The 19803-nt window shown below is 37.8% G+C and carries 14 protein-coding genes; all 14 read right to left on the bottom strand.

All coding sequences use genetic code 11. The annotated features are described in order from the left end of the window. Position 1 precedes the first annotated feature (1 nt). Entirely contained in the window at positions 2–1444 is a 1443-nt protein-coding gene (locus B9A18_RS08560; protein WP_084288867.1) for a RagB/SusD family nutrient uptake outer membrane protein, read from the bottom strand. A gap of 16 nt (positions 1445–1460) precedes the next feature. Further along, entirely contained in the window at positions 1461–4694 is a 3234-nt protein-coding gene (locus B9A18_RS08555) for a SusC/RagA family TonB-linked outer membrane protein (RefSeq protein WP_144009437.1), read from the bottom strand. A gap of 146 nt (positions 4695–4840) precedes the next feature. Next, the gene (locus tag B9A18_RS08550; RefSeq protein WP_084288865.1) at positions 4841–5545 is read right to left on the bottom strand and encodes a FadR/GntR family transcriptional regulator; all 705 of its coding nucleotides are present in this window, start codon (positions 5543–5545) and stop codon (positions 4841–4843) included. A 77-nt stretch (positions 5546–5622) separates the two neighbouring features. Beyond that, the gene (locus tag B9A18_RS08545) at positions 5623–7230 is read right to left on the bottom strand and encodes a gliding motility protein RemB (protein ID WP_084288864.1); all 1608 of its coding nucleotides are present in this window, start codon (positions 7228–7230) and stop codon (positions 5623–5625) included. A 2-nt stretch (positions 7231–7232) separates the two neighbouring features. Then, positions 7233–9185, bottom strand: a complete 1953-nt coding sequence (locus B9A18_RS08540; protein WP_084288863.1) for a polysaccharide biosynthesis protein — start codon at positions 9183–9185, stop codon at positions 7233–7235. Between the two features lie 97 nt (positions 9186–9282). Continuing rightward, positions 9283–10227 (bottom strand): MraY family glycosyltransferase, encoded by a 945-nt coding sequence (locus tag B9A18_RS08535; RefSeq protein ID WP_084288862.1) that lies wholly within the window; start codon positions 10225–10227, stop codon positions 9283–9285. Positions 10228–10311: 84 nt separating this feature from the next. Continuing rightward, positions 10312–11211 (bottom strand): NAD-dependent epimerase/dehydratase family protein, encoded by a 900-nt coding sequence (locus B9A18_RS08530; protein WP_084288861.1) that lies wholly within the window; start codon positions 11209–11211, stop codon positions 10312–10314. Between the two features lie 16 nt (positions 11212–11227). Further along, positions 11228–12091, bottom strand: coding sequence for a dTDP-4-dehydrorhamnose reductase (rfbD, locus tag B9A18_RS08525; protein ID WP_084288860.1), 864 nt, complete (start codon positions 12089–12091; stop codon positions 11228–11230). A gap of 142 nt (positions 12092–12233) precedes the next feature. After that, a complete protein-coding gene (locus tag B9A18_RS08520; RefSeq protein WP_200816333.1) occupies positions 12234–13370 on the bottom strand; it encodes a glycosyltransferase family 4 protein in 1137 nt (378 codons plus the stop codon). Between the two features lie 4 nt (positions 13371–13374). Then, a complete protein-coding gene (locus B9A18_RS08515; protein WP_084288858.1) occupies positions 13375–14445 on the bottom strand; it encodes a glycosyltransferase family 4 protein in 1071 nt (356 codons plus the stop codon). Continuing rightward, positions 14445–15836, bottom strand: a complete 1392-nt coding sequence (locus tag B9A18_RS08510; RefSeq protein ID WP_084288857.1) for a glycosyl hydrolase family 28-related protein — start codon at positions 15834–15836, stop codon at positions 14445–14447. The genes B9A18_RS08515 and B9A18_RS08510 overlap by 1 nt, the downstream gene beginning before the upstream one ends. Positions 15837–15939: 103 nt before the next feature. Next, entirely contained in the window at positions 15940–17019 is a 1080-nt protein-coding gene (locus B9A18_RS08505; protein ID WP_084288856.1) for a glycosyltransferase, read from the bottom strand. A 5-nt stretch (positions 17020–17024) separates the two neighbouring features. Next, positions 17025–17555, bottom strand: coding sequence for an acyltransferase (locus tag B9A18_RS08500; protein ID WP_084288855.1), 531 nt, complete (start codon positions 17553–17555; stop codon positions 17025–17027). Further along, a complete protein-coding gene (asnB, locus tag B9A18_RS08495; RefSeq protein WP_084288854.1) occupies positions 17548–19371 on the bottom strand; it encodes an asparagine synthase (glutamine-hydrolyzing) in 1824 nt (607 codons plus the stop codon). Before asnB ends, B9A18_RS08500 begins: the two co-directional genes overlap by 8 nt. Between the last annotated feature and the right edge of the window lie 432 nt (positions 19372–19803).

The raw sequence follows: 19803 nt of genomic DNA, 5'->3' as shown, positions 1-19803 counted from the left end.
ATTAATAGCCCAGCGTTTGAATTAAATTAGGATTCAGATCTATTTGTGTTCTCGGAATCGGAAAAAAGAGCGGCATGTTCCCTTTAGCACCTAAATTAGGTACTTCATTATAAATGTTTATCGTTCCTGCTTTGTGAAAACGGATCAAATCAGGCCATCTTTTAAGTTCCAGATAAAGCTCCCGGAAACGCTCGTCCAGAATCTCAGTTTCTACAGCAAGCTTTGTTATAGATCCCGGGTAGTCGCCAATCTTGGCGCGGTTTCTAACCTTGTTCAGTTCATTAATTGCCTCCGGCACCCGATTTAATGCCGCCAGCGCTTCAGCCTTAAACAATATGATTTCGGCCAGCCTGTAAACAATAATATCGTTTTCCCAATACCTGTCATCACCAGCGATCGCGGTTCCCCTAAACTTATTGTCAAAAATACCGATGGTACTTCCGTTAGCAGCAGCAGCGACAATATAAGAACCCGCTTTACGCACATCAGCGGCATTGGTAAATAAGGCCCTGAACTTTGCACTTGGCGCATAAGCACTCCTTGCACCGGTCCTGGAAAAAGCAATGTCATTCACGTTCGTAGCATCCAAAACAAACAAATCCCTTGGTTTAAGCGTACTGCCGTAATGATCAGATTTCTCATCCTTCTTAAAGAACAGCGAAAATATAATCTCCGGCCCGTTTTTAGTGGTGGTCGAAAATATGTTTGCAAAAACAGGGTCCAATGAAACACTTGCCATAGCCTGATCAGCCGCCGTAACCGCTTCATTAAGTGCCGCATCACCTCCGCCCAACACTTTAGCCTTCCACAACAGCGCATCCGTTTTTAAGGCATAAGCTGCTGGTTTCGATGCCCGGCTTTTATTTACAAAGCCGGCTTCAGGGAATAAGGTTATCGCCAGGTTCACATCATTCAGGATCTGGTCCATCACCTGCGTTTGTGGTGCTCTGGAAGGAAGTACAACATCGTCACTTTCTGTAGGCTCCAGTACGATTGGCACATCACCCCAGGAGCGCAACAACCAGAAGTAAGTAAATGCCCTGATGAAATGAGCTTCAGCCAATGCCCTGTTTCTATTATTGCCATTTGAAAATGAAATGATGTTACCATATTTGATTACCAGATTGCAATGGTGAATCAAGTTATAATAATTGATCCAGTTGGGTGCGTTTGAGGAAGTCAGGTTATGTTGCCATGCACTAGACAAGCCAGATTCCAGGCCAGGACTAAAAGTATCGCCCCTGTCTTCCATGTAAAAAGTTGTATTAACAGAAGCTCTGAAATCTGTGTATATCCCGGTTAAATAACCGGTAACATCACCTTCAGACTTCCAATAACTGGCACTGGTTATACTCGAAACAGGCTTCACATCGAGCACTTTTTTACAGCCCCCTGTGAAAAATACAATTGCGATCAGCGAAATGGTTTTTATATATGTATTCATGTTTATGCGCTTTAAATTATAGTGACATATTTAAGCTGAAGCTATACTGTCTTGGTCTGGGATATTTCCCTTCATCCCTGCCGGTAAAAATTTCCGGGCTCAACCCGTCGTATTTGGTTAAGTAACCGATGTTGTAAATACCCGCGGTAAGTTCAATCCCTTTAATAAAAGTCTTCCCTAAAAACTTAGGCTTGAAGAAGTAAGCGAATGACACCTCTCTAAAAGCCAGGTAATCGCCCTTCGAATAGTACAAGGAGTTGTTACTGCCGTCAGCGTCGTTACCTATTGAATTGGAGAAGCGCAAATGGTTCCTGAAATTATAATCCACATCACTCTGTACCGTATATCTAGGTATCGTTGCCACATCACCTTGTTCTTTCCAAGCATCAGGTCCCAGTGCATCTTTCAGCATCATGTTGTTATTCCGGGCACTACCGTTAGTTTTAGCCCTGAAGTTGTTGTCAATCACATGACCAAATGCATAGTCCAATACCACACGCATGCTTAGTCCCTTATAGTTAAAGGTGTTTACCATCCCCCCGGTTTTGTCTGGTCTTATCAGCCCCATAAAAATCATGTCATTGTTGTCAATACGGCCGTTATTATCTAAATCAGCCCATATTGCATCGCCGCCAAACTTTTGTCGCCCGCCTGTTTCCTGATCATAAGGTGCATTAGCTGCATCGGCATCTGTTGCATAAACCCCCAATGACTTATAGGCCCAGCGCTGACCATAAGGCTCATTTTCGGCCACTCCTCCTACTTTCATGTAAGTTTGCGTTGCGGGATCGAACACATAATTTCCACCAATCCTGTTTTTATATTCCCCATTCTGCGGCAATTCCAACGCTGTCCCCCTGTTAAAAGAGAAATTAAAAGCCGTATTCCAGGAGAAATTCTGATTTTTAACCGGGTTAAAAGCCAGTTCCAGTTCAAAGCCCTGGTTACGTATGGAGCCATAATTACTGGTTATAGAAGTAAAACCAGTGGTAGCGGTCAGCGGTTTGGCAAACAACCTGTCGGATGTAGTTTTGTTATAGTAGTCGAGCACTAAGGTGAGTTTATTGTTGAACAAACCCATGTCTGCACCTACGTCAAATGATGAAGTAGTTTCCCATACCAGATTGCCATTTGCCAACACCGTATTTAATATTCCAACCTGTCCCATATAATTATAGCCGGTCGCATAAGCACCCTGCGAATCGCCGATAGTTAAGGCATCGTTTCCGGTTTGTCCCCAGCTCGATCTCAATTTAAATGTAGACACAAGAGGTTGCAGGGGTTGCCAGAAATCCTCCATATGGGCGTTCCATCCGGCCGAAGCACCAGCAAAAAATCCTCTTTTATGTTGATCTGCGAAACGTGAAGAGCCATCATACCTTAAGCTACCCGAAAACAGATATTTCTTTCTGAAGTCATAGGTCAGCCTGGTAAAATAACTATCCACAACATCAGTAACTTTCGTGGTGGAAACCCTTTGTGTAGTCGCTACCGTTGCATTTAAGGTTGGGATATAATCGGTAGGTGCAGAGTTTCCCGAACCCGACATGCTATAAGTATAGTCATTGGTGTAACTGGTACCAACGATAGCATTAATGTGGTGATCTGGTGTTAAGTTTTTATCATAAGTCAATACCCCATCTAATTGTATCTTTTTGAAAAAATTATGGTTGGCACTCACCGGCCTGGTTCCAACAATTTCATTAAAGGCTTCAAAACGATTCTCTATGCCTTCACTTGTATTCAAAAAGGCTGTCGGGGCAAAACTCAAGCCAGGCAAAATATCCCATTTGGCACCAAGACTTAAAGTTGTTCTGTAAACTTTAATGTCGTTATTATTTTCCTTATAATACACTTCATGATTACGGTTTCTAAAAGAAGCAATACCTTCTCCCGGAGCAGGTAATCCGCTTTCATAGTTTAGCCTGTAGGTAAAAGGCATCAGGACAGATCTGCTTAAGGAGTTGAAATAACTGGTCGGCGAATCGTTGTCGCTGATGGAGTAAGCAACATTTGCATTTAAACTCCATTTGTTGCTTAGCTTATAAGTACCGTTAAATAAAGCATTGTAATTTTTATAGCCAGTGCCCAGCACTATTCCTTTCTGATCAGAATGACTTGCACCAAAGTAGTAAGTAGCTTTTTCATTACCTCCAGACAGGTTCAGGTCGTACTGCATTTTTAAGGCATTTTGAAAAAATACATCCTGGTAATTTGTTTCCTTAAAAATCAGCTTTTTGTTGGTCACAGGATCTGTCATGGTTTCCCAACCTTCATTTGCGATTAAGGAGGATACATATTCCTGACCATAATTCTGAATGTAAGTATCTAAAAACTCCAATGTGTTTTTGGAATCCCTGGGGTTGCCGGTCGACATGCCATAACGGCCGCCAGTAAGGAAAAAATCAGGATTATTCTTATTGTAATTCATGATATTTTTGCGGGAGGTGTACACGTAGTCTCTTGCACTGGCAAAATCATATTGGCTTGCCTGAACATCTACGCCCGATGACACTTTAAAATTTATTTGCGTAGCTCCCTGTCTGCCGGATTTGGTTTTTACGATGATAATTCCATTTGCTGCTCTGGCACCGTAAATTGCTGTTGATGCCGCATCTTTAAGCACCTGCATAGATTCGATGTCATCAGGATTAAGGTCAACTATATTTCTGGATGTACCTACTATCCCATCTACGATGATTAGTGGTGTATCACCTTCAGGAGAAGTTGAGCTCCCACCACGGATAAAAATCTGTGGTGTTGCCCCAGGCTGTCCGTTCGACATCTGAAGGGAAAGTCCGGCTACCTTTCCTTGCAGCTGCATCAGGGGGTTGGTTCCCGGTGCGTTTTTAAATTCCTGCGCACTAATCTTGGATACAGCAGTCGTCAGGGTAGTCCTCGACTGCTCTCCGTAGCCGATAACGACCAGTTCATCCAGTGCGTTAACATTCGACAGCAGGTTTACATTCCATACCGTGTTACCGTTTACTGCCTGCTCTTTGGTATCATAACCGATATAGGAAAAAACCAGTGTTCCTTTACCATCCGGAACCTGAATCACATATTTCCCATTAACGTCTGTGGTAGAGGCTGTGGTGCTGCCCTTTAATTTAACCCCAACGCCAGGAAGCGTTTCCGAACCATTGCCGGTTACTGTACCAGTAATTGTAACCGGTTTTTGGGCATAACTACTATAGGCGAAAAGTAAAAATATACCTATCAGCCAAAGCATGTTTTTTTTGTTCATCATACAAAATTTGATATTTGGTTTAGTATTTATGTACTACATATCAAATGTGTGAACTATTTTATCAAATTACAAATTAAATTTAGGTGACAATCCTGTTACGAAACAAAAAAAGCCCTTAAAAGGGCTTTCAAACAAGAAAATATTTTCTACTTATTGGTTTTTATTTTATTTATTCTGTCGAAATGTGGTTGCAGGTGTGCCTGCATTCCGATTTTAAAATCTTCTTTTGTGCCGGTTTTTAAAATTTGAACCAGATCCATATGGTTCACTTTCCCTCTGATTGGTTTCTTCTCCTGGGTAAGCACATAGTCAAAAATAGGCATGAGCATAATCTGAAATCTTTTCAAGGTATCATTGCCAGTCATGTCATAAAGTTTACCATGAAAAGCAATCTCACTTTTAATGCGGAAGGACTCATCCAGTTTTGCTTCTTTCTTTGCAATGTTCTCCAGTTCTTCAACATCCTTATCTGTTTTTCTGATGTACAGCAGATCTGCCAGCCCCATCTCCAGGACCAGGCGAAGCTCAAAAATATCCTGCAGGGTATTATTATCTATAATCAGGGGATCCAGCACACGTTCAAAAGAACCAAGGATATCCGGACGAGCCAGAATCATCCCTCTTTTTTTCTTCGTCTCAATCATCCCGAGCATCCTTAGTCGGCTCAGCGCTTCGCGTAAAACGTTTCTGCTGATGCCCAATGCCTCAGCCAGTTCCAGTTCCTTAGGTAATGCATCCCCCGGACGGAAGGACTTCTTTTTCAAATATTCTCTTAGCTTGATCTCTACAATATCTGCCATTGTGTTGGAAGATATCGGAGCAAGGTCTTTACTTAAATCGTTTATTGCCATAGTGATGCAACAAAAATGAGATATTTTTTTGTTAATATGTACTACAATATAAAAATATTTATGAAAAGCAAAGAAGACTAAAAATCCTGATACAAGTTTCTAAACGTACTGCGCAAGCCGAAAGTAAACAAGGCTGTGTTGGTATTTTTAACACCATTAACCTCTCGTCTTAGCACCCCGCCAAGTTCCAGGCGTAAGTTATATTTTGGATTGAGCAGATAAGAAGCACGACCTTCTGCAAAGTAAAGATCAGTTTTTATACCCTGACCAACATGGCTACCATACTCTACTGATCTTGTATCGTAATCTTTAAAAATATCCTTTCCGTAATTCGCACCATCAGGATCCAGTCCATACCTGGCATACATCAGTTGACCTTGCAGATCAAACCTTTTATAACTGTAATTCAACATCCCCAGCACCTCTCTAAAGTTCGCACCAAGCGGATGAGCTAAGGGCTGGTTCATCGCGGCATAGTTAGATATACGTTCAAAATGCGCATAAGTATAGGGACGGGCGGTATTAAACTCTGCCAGGTAATTCAAATTTTCTATTTTAAATAGATCCGCGCCTCTAAGCCCTACTTGTAAAGCCCATTTATTGGCCCAATAACCTTTATTGCTAAAAAACTCTTTTGCTGTAAACTCATCGATCATGAACTGACCATACAAAGTGGTTTTATCCAGAATCTCATATTTGGTGTTGATACCCAAACGCATTTTATCTGGAGAATTCACATTAGCTCCTTCAACAGGCCTTAAGAAAATGAAAGGGTGTACATAGTTGAAATCAAAACCACGCTTACCTTCTGGTTCAGCATCAGCCCAGGTTACCGCCTGGAAAAACCCGATAGAGAAACGCTTGGTCGCATTCCAATCCACATAATGCATGGCAGCCCATTTACCTCTATCGCCTAAACGCCTGTCGGTGGTTAGCTTTTCTGCTCCCGGATCCAGCATGTAACCAAATATGGTTTGGTATTGTACATTACCTAAGCTAGCTCTTACCCTTAAAAAGGAATAATTAGCCGCTACATCAGATAATAACATAGAACGGTAACCATCACCTATGAAATTCTTATCGTAACCTAATGCGATGTTTAAATGCTTATTAGGCGTATAAGATAATAAAGCAGTAACGTATGACCAGTCTTTGGTCTCTTTACCAAACTTACCACTCATCTCACCTGGCACCACCTGATTGGTATTGATAAAATCAGTTAAGTAGTTGGCAAATACGCCCTGGTTTTCAAAACCATTGGTATAAAAAGAGAACTTCTCTCCTACCGTACCACCAATCTGGAAGCCCCTGGTATTTTTCCAGGTCGTGCTGCTGTTCTTAAAATCACGACCAATTTGAAAATCGGGAAGAAAATCAGCATACACCGTATAATCCTCACCTTTAAAATTAAACAAATGTTCTTCTGTTAATTTTCTGCGAACCCATGAACGTTTGTTTAAGGAATCAACGCCCATTTGCATTAAGCCTTCATAACGATTGACTAGTAAAGAATCATCAGCATAAAAACTCTTAATCGCAGAGTGCGAGCGACTGTTTACATCATATACTGATTTATTCAGCTTCTGATAAAATTGGTAAGAGTAGGGTATGTTTACATTAGGTGTCTGCGCTTTTAGGCTATTGAATGCTAAAGCCAGCACACCCATCATAAGGATTTTCTTCATTTTCAGGGTTTTTCTTCAACCTCTATCTGGGCGTCTAATTCCTCAAATACAGAGTTTTTACTCAGGAACTCAGGAACGATTAACTTCATCTGTTTTACCACCTGCCTTGTATTGTTCGAAACGGCATGTTGTAACAATTGATAAATCTGAGTTTCCACATCATCAAAAATATATTCACGCACCTGGCCAATCATGATCTTCTCATGATGCGTAGGCATGGTGCTCTCACTATCATTTAACAATTCTTCAAATAGTTTCTCACCCGGTCTTAAACCAGAGTAAGTTATTTTTATATCCTGATTCGGCACCAAACCTGCCAAACGGATCATTTTCCTGGCCAACTCTACAATCTTTACCGATTTACCCATATCAAATACGTAAATCTCGCCACCTTTACCCATACAACCTGCTTCCAGTACCAATCGACAAGCTTCCGGGATGGTCATAAAATAACGGGTAATTTCAGGATGCGTTACGGTAACAGGTCCACCATTTTCTATCTGCTGTTTAAAGCGTGGGATTACCGAACCATTTGAGCCCAATACATTACCAAAACGCGTGGTGATAAATTTGGTAACCGCCTTAACGTTCCCATCATTTAAATAACTCAGGCCATTAGAAAAGATAAAATCAGGCGTATTCAATGATCGGTTTAAAGATTGCACATAAATCTCAGCAATTCTTTTCGACGCGCCCATCACATTGGTTGGGTTTACCGCTTTATCGGTAGAGATCATTACAAACTTTTGTACACCGTGCTTAACGGATAGATCGGCAATGGTTTTAGTACCCATCACATTCGTTTTAATGGCTTCTGCCGGATTATCTTCCATCAAAGGCACATGTTTATATGCAGCGGCGTGATACACGTAGTGAGGCTTATAAGTCTCAAATAAATGCTGCATACGTTTCATATCTTTCACATCACCTATAAAGGCATGAAAATTGGTATTGACATGATTTGCTTCTAATTCCAGATAAATATTGTGCAGGGCAGTTTCACTCTGATCGCAAAGGATGATCAGACCGGTTTCAAATTTTAACAACTGCCTTACAATTTCACTACCGATAGAGCCTGCAGCGCCGGTTATTAAAACCCGTTTACCTTTTAACTGGTTTTGAATCGCATCAATGTCTATTTCAATGGTCTTTCTATTCAGCAGGTCTTCAATATTAATGTTCTGGATTTGTGCAGTGGTTACCTCTCCTCTTGCCCAAACTTCAGGGGATGGAATATTTAAAATCTTAACTTCATTTTCCAGGCAGATGTCTACAATCTGGTTCTTACGTTCTGAAGGAATGGTATAAGATGCAAAGATGATCTCATCTACTTCATGCTTTACAATTAAATGTTCCAGTTCTTTCGCATCCAGAATCTTTACCCCATCAATGGTTTTACCCACTTTTCTGACGTCGTCATCCACATAAGCAATGATGGTTTTGTTTACTTTAGCATCATGATCAAAAGTTCTTTTTGTAGCCACCCCTGCTTCACCGGCTCCATAAATGATGATCCTGCGCTTATCCAGATTGGCATTCTTGATGTACATAAAAAAGTACTTTACAATTACCCTATAGGTAATAAGCAAGAGAAAGCTAAATAAAGTATAAATCACGATGACCACACTGCTAATCACCTGATGGCCGGTTACCACAATGGTAATTGCATGTGAAAAAAAGAGAATTAATGAACTCAGCACTACCGAAAACAGGATCCGGAAAGAATCCTGGGCCGAAGTGTACCTTACAATTCCGGCATAGGTTTTAACACTAAAAAACACCAGGGAGTTAATCACCACCATCATTACTACTGCCTTGTAGAAGGCAATAAAATCCATTCCGGTGACTACAAAATTACGCTGCAGAATCACTGCAAATAGCAGTGCTATGATACTTAAGCAAATATCAATTGTAAAAATAACCCAGCGAGATACAATTTGTAGTTTTGTAAACATACTCCTTCAGTAAAATGACCTTGGCAAAACTAACAATAATTAAACCAAAATTGAATCCCTAGTATTGGGTAAAATTTAATAATCGTGGTTTTCGCTCTTAATCTATCTTAAACATCAATTTTGGCTTCAAATAAATATAAACGAGTACTAATGGTAGGGTCGTCAACAAAAAGAGTAGCTCAAAACTAAACGGAACTAAAATAACAATGGCTACAATAAGCAATTGTATCATGGCATAGATAGCCGAAACCCATATGTGTTCCCAGTTCTGATCATTGGCCAAAATCTGATAGAAATGTAGCCTGTGCGCTTCAAAAATGTTCTCTTTGAGCATCAATCGATGTATGATTGTAAAAATAGCGTCAACACCATATACAGCTAGGAATAAGATATAGGCATAATTTCCTGTTTGTATCATCAATTTTAGCAGCAGGAATATGATCCAAAATGCGATGGTTACACTTCCTACATCTCCCGCGAAGCATTTCGCTTTTTTACGGAAATTAAAAAACAAAAACACCAGGCTAGCCATAATCGGCATCCAAATCATATCGGGCTCAATAAATTCGGTAATGTTATAATTTACATACTGTAATCCCCCAAGCACCACCAGACTATATATACCGGTAATGCCATTAATCCCATCCATAAAATTATAAGCATTGATGATTCCTATTACAAAGACGTAAAGGATAATGCTCAACCATATTGGAAAAAGCTGGAACACATTTAGAAAGATAAAAAGCAGGGTAACTGCGGCCAAATGAAAAAACAACCTGATTTTATTAGACAGGGAAATACGATCGTCTATAAAACTAATAACTCCAATAATGAGCATGCCGAGAACCGGCAACCAGAATTCAGTATGAAGTACTAGCGCTGCAAGTGCAGCAAAAAGATATATGATTCCCCCTCCACGGATCGTAATTTCCGTATGGGAACTTCTTTCATTGGGGTGATCAATGATGTTGTAATGATCTGCGATTTTGAAATACAGCACCATTACAATAAACATTAAGGCGATTAATATTAAATAAAGCATTCTATTTTATGAGATTTTGGGTTCAAAGGTAAACCTAATCTTGGTTTTTATACGCATTCATTCTATAAATCAAATATGGACTCCCTATAGTTTTAGTTTTCCAAATGAAGAAGCTGTAATTTTCAAACCCTCCTGAGCACTTAACGGCATTCCTTCCCCTAAAGCATGATGCATCTTAGCGTTACTTACCACATAATTTTCAGTCAGCTTATTTAAGCGTTCTGTATTCAGAGGAAGTTTAATTTTATCGCCAATCTTGGCTACAAACTGAATCCATTTTGATGGAACTGCCCAAAGCTTAGGTCTTTTATCCATTGATTGTGCCAGTATCGATACCACCTCATTAGTTGACAAAGCTTCATCATCGGCTACATTGTAAATACCAAAAGGAATTTCCTTCTCCAGCATGGTTTTAATTACAAAACACAGGTTCTTTACACTTAAAAATGAACGTCTGTTCTGAAAAGCAGCTAGTGGATAGGGAATTCCTTTTTGCACAAATTTGTACAAAAGGTTAAGATTCCCTTTATTACCAGGGCCATGAATCATACAAGGCCTTAAAATGTAATAGGTTTTACCTGCCGGTAAGGGCTGATTTTGGATGTATTCCTCCGCCATCAATTTGGATTTACCATAATGAGTTTGGGGATTAGGTATAATTTCTTCGGTTAAAACATCCTTAGCGACATCAGCAGCAGCCTTTACTGAGCTGATAAAAATAAATTTCTCAGTATCAGAATCTAAAAAAGCATCATACAACTTTTTAGTTAATTCGAAATTGACCTGATAGTATTCATCAGGATTAGCTGTTTTTTTTAAATCGTGTGCTTTACCGGCAAGATGGATAATTGCTTTTGCATCAGCTATTTCCCAATTCACCTTTCTAAGATCTAATCTTTTGATATTTATTCCATTAATGAGAGCTAAATAACCAAGAAGATTTCTTCCAACGAATCCTGTAGATCCAGTAATTAAAACATTCATTATGACCTAAATTCCATTAATTTAATTTTGCAATACATCTAACTAAGCTATCTCTCCAATAAGGAATTTCAATACCAAATGTAGATTTAATCTTTGTTTTATCCATTACAGAAAATGCCGGACGAACTGCCTTTGTCGGATAAGCCGATCCGGGAATTGGATTGAGTTTTACAGTGATTTCACTGATATCAAAAATAGCTTTGGCAAAATCATACCAGGAAGTTACCCCTTCATTGCTGTAATGATAAGTACCATAAGCACCGCTATCTGTTTCTATAATATCTAGAATCGTAGCAGCCAAATCAATGGCATAGGTGGGCGTACCAACCTGATCAACAATTACACTTAGTTCATCACGTTCACTACCCAACTTACGCATTGTTTTCACAAAGTTGCTGGCAAATTCTGAGTACAACCAGCTCGTTCTTAAAATATAATATGCATCTAAGACTTTGCAGATTTCCAATTCCCCTTCCAGCTTAGTCTTACCATAAACATTGATCGGTGTTGTTTCATCTGTCTCATTTAATAATTTAGGAACATTTCCTTCAAAAACGAAATCAGTAGATACATGGATCAGTGTAGCACCAAATTCAGCACAAGACTTTGCCAAATTTTCGGCACCTACTTTATTGATCTTTTCGCAGAGTAGCACTTCATCTTCTGCTTTATCCACAGCGGTATATGCAGCACAATTTATAACAAACTGAGGCTTTTTTGTTGTAAATAGTTTTCTTAATAGATTTTGGTCTAATATATTCCCTGCTATTTCATCTAAGAATACGATTTGATCGTAATTTCTCTCTATGCTGATCTTTTGGATACATTGACCAAGCTGGCCTATTCCTCCGAATACTAAAATCTTATTGTTGCTGTTCATATTTATTATTACATAAAAAAAGATGAAGCTATAATTTTTAAACCTTCCTTAGCACAAAAATAGCAATCAACTCCTAAAACCTCTTTTACCCTGGCGCTGTTTACAATATAATTCTTGGTCTACTTATTTAAACTTTCTGTATTTATCGTATTAATTCCCTCTCTATTTTTTCCCAGATTCCCAATTGATTAAAATTAGAAATAACGAATTTACGTCCATTCATCCCATCTAATTTCGCCTGCTCAAAATTATCAAGATAGTATCCAACATTCTCTGCTATGGCTGTTGGATTTATATTTGTAAAACGGCCCGTTTCCCCTGGAACAATGGCATCGCGACAACCAGTCACATTGGTAGTGATTACGGGCAACTCCATAGCTGATGCTTCAAGCACTACAGTCGGGAATCCTTCACGATGAGACGGTAAAATAAAAATATCCATCAAAGCGTAATGGGTAACAACATCACTTATCAGACCAGTATGTATAATCGAGGGTTCTTCCATAATAACCTTTTTAGTAGCATCGTCAATAGAATCGCGCCGCTCAAACGGGCCTGCCAATAAAAGTTTTACATGATTATGTTCTTTACATATTTCCTGCCAGGCTGAAATCAATTCACAGATTCCTTTGTCATTAACCAATCTTCCAACATATCCAATAACCCGATCATTATCCTCCAGGAGATACTTTGTTTTCAACTGTTTCAAGGCAGTGTCTGAGACAAGATGCCGGTTAAAAGTCCCCTCAGCATCTAGACCATTACAGGTTCCCTTATTGAGTATTACGTTTTTCAAGCTATTACTAAGCTTTTCTCGATTTGAAATCTCTAAAACAGAGGGACTGACGCAAACTACTTTAGTAGATAAAAACCCTGTAAAGCGCTCTATGGTTTTTAATACGATACGTTTAAGCCCCTTAGAAGTTTCATAGACGAGGCCATGCCGAAAATAAATGCGCTTCTTTGTCCCACTTAAATAACCAGCCAACATCCCAATTAACGCCCCTTTAGGGGTGTGCCCTATCACAATGTCTATCCTTTCTTTTTTAATTAACTTCCTCAACGTCCATACTGCTTTCAGATCTTGCAGAACACTAATCTCTCTAAGAATTGAGACTCCAAGCGGAATAAACCCCTTCTCGTTAGCATATTCAAAAAGATGTTCCGAAGGTGTACAGGCAATGAAAATGTCTATCTTTCTTTGCTGTAAATAATCTATTTGAGCGCCAAGGTAATAAGGAATTACAAAAGAAATATTAACTACGTGTAGAACTTTCAAAATATTATAAATAATTAGTTATTGCCTCTTTCCACTTCGTCATGATGCTCTCTTTGGAGAACTCCTTCAGTCTTTGCTCACACTCCTCCTGAAAAGAAACTGATTTCCCATGATAAACAGATTCTATAGATTGAGCAAAGCATTTGATATTACCAGGAGGACATAAATAGCCGTTTTTTCCATTGTCAATTAACTCGGGAATTCCACCCACAGTTGTTGAAATCACAGGCTTTTTGAATGCCATTGCTTCCAGAATTACAGTTGGCATCCCTTCGAGATAACTAGGTAATAAAAAGAGATCAATTTGATCAAAAAAAGTCTTCTTTTTCTTAATATATCCCATGTATTCAAATTTATCTGACAAACCATTCTTTTCAAGTTCCGCTTCAAACGCTCCATTGAGTTTATCTATACCAGCATAAGTAAACTGATGTGCAATTCCCATCGACTCTAATTCTTTAGACAAATCTATTAAATCAAAATATCCCTTTTCTCTGGTAATATTTGCCAATATTCCAATTTTCAAAATACCGGGTTTAATTAAATTTATTTGTACTTCATGGCTTTCAGGAGACTCATAAAAATTATAGATCACCTTAATTTTATCTTCAGAAATCCGTTCCCTTTTATGAAAAATTCTTTTCCCTGCGATGCTATTTGAAACCCACAAATCAACAGATGATTTTGTCAACCTATCTAAAGTGGTATGGTACCATTTTCTCCAATCATCAGTACTCCTAATATTGGAAACCATTTTTTTTACACCAAATTTTTTAGAAACCAATCGAGAGATAATTTCCGTTCTCAGACCAAAATTAAGTACTACATCAATCTCGTTCTTTTCAATAAAAGCCTTGTACTTTGAAAAAAAGGCCATTGGGCTTTTATAAAATAAACCTGTTTCTAAATGATCTTTCAATTCAAAATCTACTAAGTCCAGAAGTGGCCCATCATCCATTAAGTAGCACCAATAAATGTGATACCCATCGAGAGATAATTCTCTAGAGATTTTAAGAATATTAGTTTCAGCACCTCCGACCAGTGTACTGGAAAAAAAAAATAAAATATTCTTCATTATTGAATTTTGACATTTTGACCTTTAACCATAAATCTTAGGTCTGCTTTTGTATTTTTAATTTCAATGAAAGGGTTCCCTTTTATTGCCTTTATAACCGGACCACTATTTGGCAAAGAATTTTTCATATTATCTATTAAAATCCTAGCCGTACCTCCGCCATACGTACTCAAATCAGCATTATTCGTATTCCTATCAAATAACTTTTTCAATGAAACGGGTTCAATATATTTTATATAACAATTCGTATAACTGAATAAAGGCATTTGCCCAGCATTAACATTTGACTTACTTTCCCACATAAAACCGGCATCGTTTACGCTGCCCGATGTTGATGGGAGCAATGAGGCAGAACAGTTCGTGAAATAAAATCGATCATTAACATCATTAGAAGCAGCCACAAAACCCGTCATAACCTGATTCGCCTGACAATTGTGAAGCCTTGTATTCACTGCATTACCCGCCGAAGTTAACTTAAAACCCACTGCGCTGTTGGTACTGCTACAACCATTAAGATTGAATGAGACAAAGGCTGCATTATTAATCTTTTCTTTTGAAATGCCAGAAGTCACAACGAACCCATAATGAATATTATTTTTAGCAATACAATTCGTTGCCGTAATATACGCCGATAGCTCAAACCAAAACCCTGCATTACTTTCAGTTCCGCCTTTTAAAATGGACGCATTTGAACCATTGGTTGCAATGCAATTTAAAAAGTTAACGTTTTTAGTATCTCTATCTGTCACAAAACCTATGCGGGTATAATTATTAGCTTTGCAGGATTTAATGTCTATATTATTGCTACTATCAATGTAATAGCCGTCACCAAAAACGCCATAACTATTCGTTTGTGTACAATTGCTTAATTTTATAAATTGAGAACCCTCTATGCGAATTCCACTCATAGCCGAATTGTTAAAAGCACAATTTAAGACTTCAATATTATTACTCGTGAAAATAAATAATGGAATAGCTCCTCTTACAGGCTCCTTCTTAGCATCCAATTTGACATTACCATCAAAGATGATATCCTTTATCATTAGACTCCGCTGATTTCTGATGTTACAAAAAGTATATTTTTCATCAGCGTTGCTTATTTTTTTTATGATGGTATTCTTTTCCCCTGACATACTAGATTGAATGGACAGGTTAGTCACCATATAGGTACCGGCAGGCAGGTAGACATTTGTATTCCTTTTCTTTGCCTCATCAATAGCCTGTTGTATTGCCTTAGTATCATTATTTATACCATTACCCTTAGCTCCATATTTTTTCACGTTAAGCCCAATCTGACTAAAAACAGGGATGGTCATAAAAAAAAGGAGTGCCACAACTAAAGTCCCCTTTGAAAAAGAAATTAATAAGGTAATGTTTGCTTTTGTTTTCATGATTTCAACAATTCATTTATTTATCCTGCATTGATTCCTTCAGTTCTCTTTAGGACAATTGATCAGCTTATTCAAAGCAGAATGTAAATTAGGCCATAATGGCCTAATTTACATTCTGCTCAATAGTTCTGATATATGTAATAATATTATTCTTATCTAAGAAAGCATCAAAGAGTTTTCTGGTTTCTATTTGATCTGTCCTCAATGCCAATAAAATCGCATTACTTAGCTCATCTACATTATTTACCATACAGGTATGGATTCCTTCAATTTCATCTACGCCTCCGGCACAAAGAGTGGAAGCCACAGAATTATTTACCGTCATCATCTGTAATAAGACATTTGGAAAGCCTTCAATCCTCGATGCTACAACGCATGCCTTTGCGTATTTAAAATAACTATACACATCGTTAGTCCAGCCCCGCAGGTGAACACGATTAGTCAGGTCAGCTTTCTCTATTTGCTCTGTTAAAGCCAAGCGGCAGCTTCCCTCACCTAAGATGACCAATTCAAGCTCAGGAAACTGTACAAGAGTCTTTTGATAAGCCTTAATTAAAAGATCAAACCCTTTCTCCGGAATCAACCTTCCTGCGGAAACAATATACTGCTTTCCTACATATGGATTTGAAAACTTAACATTAGCATTCAGCGGTGTGATGGGATTATTAATAACCACCGTTTTCTCTGTATTTAACTTGGGCTTATTTCTTACCAAATGGGCTTTCATCAGTTCCGTCTGACATATTATTAAATCGACTTTACCATAACCAATATTATACAAAAAACTAAAAAGTTTAAGTCTATAACCCGTAAATCTGTTAAATATCAAAGTCGATTCACGGACTATATGCTTTTTAATCCGTAATGCTGAGAATTTTCTAAGGACTGAAACAAAAGCATTCAAATGTACATGAGAAGAATAAGCAAAGTCAAATTCACAATTATTATACGTTCTAACAAAATGCATAAAAAACTTAAAGATTCCAATGGATTCCCTGCCTGTTTCAAAACAGATTAACTTAATATTATCTCTCAAGCGCTTTTTAAAATCATCGGCCTTTAAGTTGGTCAGCAGATAAACATGTACAACCACTCCTCGTTCTGCATAGGCATTAGCGATCTGCAACAAGACCTGCTCTGCTCCACCTAAACTTCCTGAAGGTAAAAATACGGCTACTTTCATTTATACTATCTTTTTAAATAAGGTTTAAAATCTAAGTCAGCAACTTTAAGTATCCGATTTTTATAGCTTTCGTCAAAATCAATATCAACTTCGCTAATACATTCTTTTAATGATCTGTCATTTAATTCATTAAAATTTCCTATAATTTTAGCTGGCACACCTGCAACGATAGAACCTTCTGGAACAGACTTAGTTAAAACACTTCCAGCAGCAATAATGGCATTATCAGAAATTTTAACACCTGGCATAATAATGCTATTTAAACCAATAAAAACATTATTACCGATATCAATTCTCTGATACTTATATCTTCTACCTTTTTCATCACTAAATAATATAAGAGAACCATCATGGGTAATGAAAGAAACGCCCTTTGTTATAGTCACGTTATTTCCAATCGAAATTAGAAAAGGCTCACTTCCAAAATATCTCGTATAAATTCTACAGTTATCACCTACAGTAACCCCCATCCGCCTTGCATAAAAAACCCCTCCTTTTATCCAGAACGACAACAGATAAAATCCTCTTCTAAGCATAATCTTTCCTTTTTAGCCAATTTATTAAAACTAGCATTTTCCAAATTCTAGGTGTATGATCCCATTGGCCATTCATGTGCTGTTCAACAATCTTCATAAACTCGCGTTTATCAATTAAAGGCTCAACAAGCTTCAGATTCTCGTTGCTAAAAGTTTCCATTACAAAATCTTTTAGGGTCGATTTAAACCAAATTCCAAGTGGCATGCTGAACCCTGCTTTTTTACGTTCAAAAATTTCCTTAGGTAAATAATCATAAAGTACCTCCTTTAAAATTCTTTTCTTATTCCCATCATCTCCATATTTGAAATTGGTAGGCATTTTCCTGGCAATCTCCAATACTCTATAATCCATTAAAGGAGACCTAACTTCAAGTGAAAAAGCCATACTTCCTCGCTCTACTTTTGTAATACAATCACCGTTCATATATGATTTTGTATCAAAATCTGAAATAGCCTCTAGCAAATTCTTCTTACTGTTATTTAAATAAGATAAGTATTTTGGATCATGCTCTTTCTTTAAGATCCATTTTGTATTTAGTGTCTTAAAATAGTACAAATAAAATTCCCGGATATTTTTCAGTTTGAGTCCACGAGCGATGATCTGAAAACGGATACCGGGTAAATATTTTAAGACAACTGCAATCATAGATCTTAGTGCAAAGGGAATTTGGTAAATTTTCTTCCTTTTTTGAACCACATCATAGATATTATATCCTAAAAATGTTTCATCTCCCCCATCACCAGACAATGCCACTGTTACATTCTCCTTAGTATATTTAGAAAGCAAAAGAGTTGGAATTGCAGAGCTGTCAGCAAATGGCTCATCATAGTATTTACTAAAATTCTTTATAAAATCGATCCCCTCTTCATAAGAACATTGTATTTCCGTATGATCAGTACCTAAAATATCGGCAACCTTTTTCGCATATACACTCTCATCAAAACCCTTTTCACTAAACTTAACTGAAAAAGTCTTAATAGGCTTAGGGCTATTATGCTGGGCCATAGCGGCTATTAACGAAGAATCCACGCCACCCGATAAAAAAACACCTAATGGAACATCGGCGATCATACGAATATTAACAGAATCTTGCAATACGCCTTTCAAATCTGTCTTTGCCTGCTGAAAATCAGAGTAAGTGACGTTATTTTCATTGGGTAAATCCCAATATAGCCTTGATTCAAAAACGCTGGAATTTAAATCATATGTGAAGCAGGTCGCTGACGGTAACTTATGAACTTTTTTATACGGGCTATAAGGCTCCGGAATGTAATTCCAATATAGATATCGTGTTAGTGATTCATAATCAATTTCCAATTCATTACCTATTTCTATTGCAGAAAGCTTGCTCGCAAATTCAAATCCTGAATCATTCAAATAGTAATAAAAAGGTTTTTTGCCTAGTCGATCTCTTGCTCCAAACAGAATTTCCATCGTTGGATCATAGATTACAAAAGCAAACATCCCGTTAAAATGGTTTACACAATTCTCTCCATATGCAAGATATGCCGCACAAACTACTTCAGTATCAGAGGTAGTCTCAAAATGATAACCCAGTTCAATTAATTCTCTTTTAAGCTCCAAAAAGTTATATACTTCCCCATTAAATACTATGGAAATATGCTGATAGACAAAGGGCTGATTTGACCGCTCGTCCAGATCAACTATTGCCAAACGGTTGTGGCCAAAAACAAGTTTATTATTAATTTCTATATGTTTGCTAAAATCGGGGCCTCGCTGGCGCATCGTTTCAAGCTTATTATCATAGATATCAGCCTCTTTATATTTTATTGTTGTTCCAAAGATTCCACACATATTTTTTGCTTTGATTTACTTAATAATATTAAAAACTCATATATCGATAAGGCTTGTGTTAATGAGACGAAATATAACAGGAGCACCCTATGCCTTGGTCCTTGTAATTCGCCAAATGAGCCATAGAAAACACATAATAACAATGCCAGAATTACAAAAGGCATTAAAGAAATGAAATATCTTTTTAAGAAGAGATAAGTTCCATAGATTATAAAAGGTAGCATCATCCAATGTAACAACGAACTTATAAACAAGAACGAATAATTCTCTTCGATTGAAAATGGCAGGGGAGTCAAAATAAATCTAATAAACCCGGATACAACATTAGTCGCCCCACCTATTTCGGCAAGAGAAGCTGAAAATACTTTTATAAAAACAAGATAAAAGGAAACTGGCATCACAATTAAAACTAGAGATCTCATAACTACACCA

The sequence above is a fragment of the Pedobacter nyackensis genome (assembly GCF_900176505.1).
Taxonomy (GTDB): Bacteria; Bacteroidota; Bacteroidia; order Sphingobacteriales; family Sphingobacteriaceae; genus Pedobacter; species Pedobacter nyackensis.
Note: the sequence above shows the minus strand (reverse complement) of the source record. Positions and strands in the feature narration are given on the sequence as shown.

Bases quoted from the DNA above. Each gene is read 5' to 3' on its own strand.
- B9A18_RS08560 (WP_084288867.1), bottom strand. From the start codon at position 1,444: ATGAATACATATATAAAAACCATTTCGCTGATCGCAATTGTATTTTTC.
- B9A18_RS08555 (WP_144009437.1), bottom strand. From the start codon at position 4,694: ATGATGAACAAAAAAAACATGCTTTGGCTGATAGGTATATTTTTACTT.
- B9A18_RS08550 (WP_084288865.1), bottom strand. From the start codon at position 5,545: ATGGCAATAAACGATTTAAGTAAAGACCTTGCTCCGATATCTTCCAAC.
- B9A18_RS08545 (WP_084288864.1), bottom strand. From the start codon at position 7,230: ATGAAGAAAATCCTTATGATGGGTGTGCTGGCTTTAGCATTCAATAGC.
- B9A18_RS08540 (WP_084288863.1), bottom strand. From the start codon at position 9,185: ATGTTTACAAAACTACAAATTGTATCTCGCTGGGTTATTTTTACAATT.
- B9A18_RS08535 (WP_084288862.1), bottom strand. From the start codon at position 10,227: ATGCTTTATTTAATATTAATCGCCTTAATGTTTATTGTAATGGTGCTG.
- B9A18_RS08530 (WP_084288861.1), bottom strand. From the start codon at position 11,211: ATGAATGTTTTAATTACTGGATCTACAGGATTCGTTGGAAGAAATCTT.
- rfbD (WP_084288860.1), bottom strand. From the start codon at position 12,091: ATGAACAGCAACAATAAGATTTTAGTATTCGGAGGAATAGGCCAGCTT.
- B9A18_RS08515 (WP_084288858.1), bottom strand. From the start codon at position 14,445: ATGAAGAATATTTTATTTTTTTTTTCCAGTACACTGGTCGGAGGTGCT.
- B9A18_RS08510 (WP_084288857.1), bottom strand. From the start codon at position 15,836: ATGAAAACAAAAGCAAACATTACCTTATTAATTTCTTTTTCAAAGGGG.
- B9A18_RS08505 (WP_084288856.1), bottom strand. From the start codon at position 17,019: ATGAAAGTAGCCGTATTTTTACCTTCAGGAAGTTTAGGTGGAGCAGAG.
- B9A18_RS08500 (WP_084288855.1), bottom strand. From the start codon at position 17,555: ATGCTTAGAAGAGGATTTTATCTGTTGTCGTTCTGGATAAAAGGAGGG.
- asnB (WP_084288854.1), bottom strand. From the start codon at position 19,371: ATGTGTGGAATCTTTGGAACAACAATAAAATATAAAGAGGCTGATATC.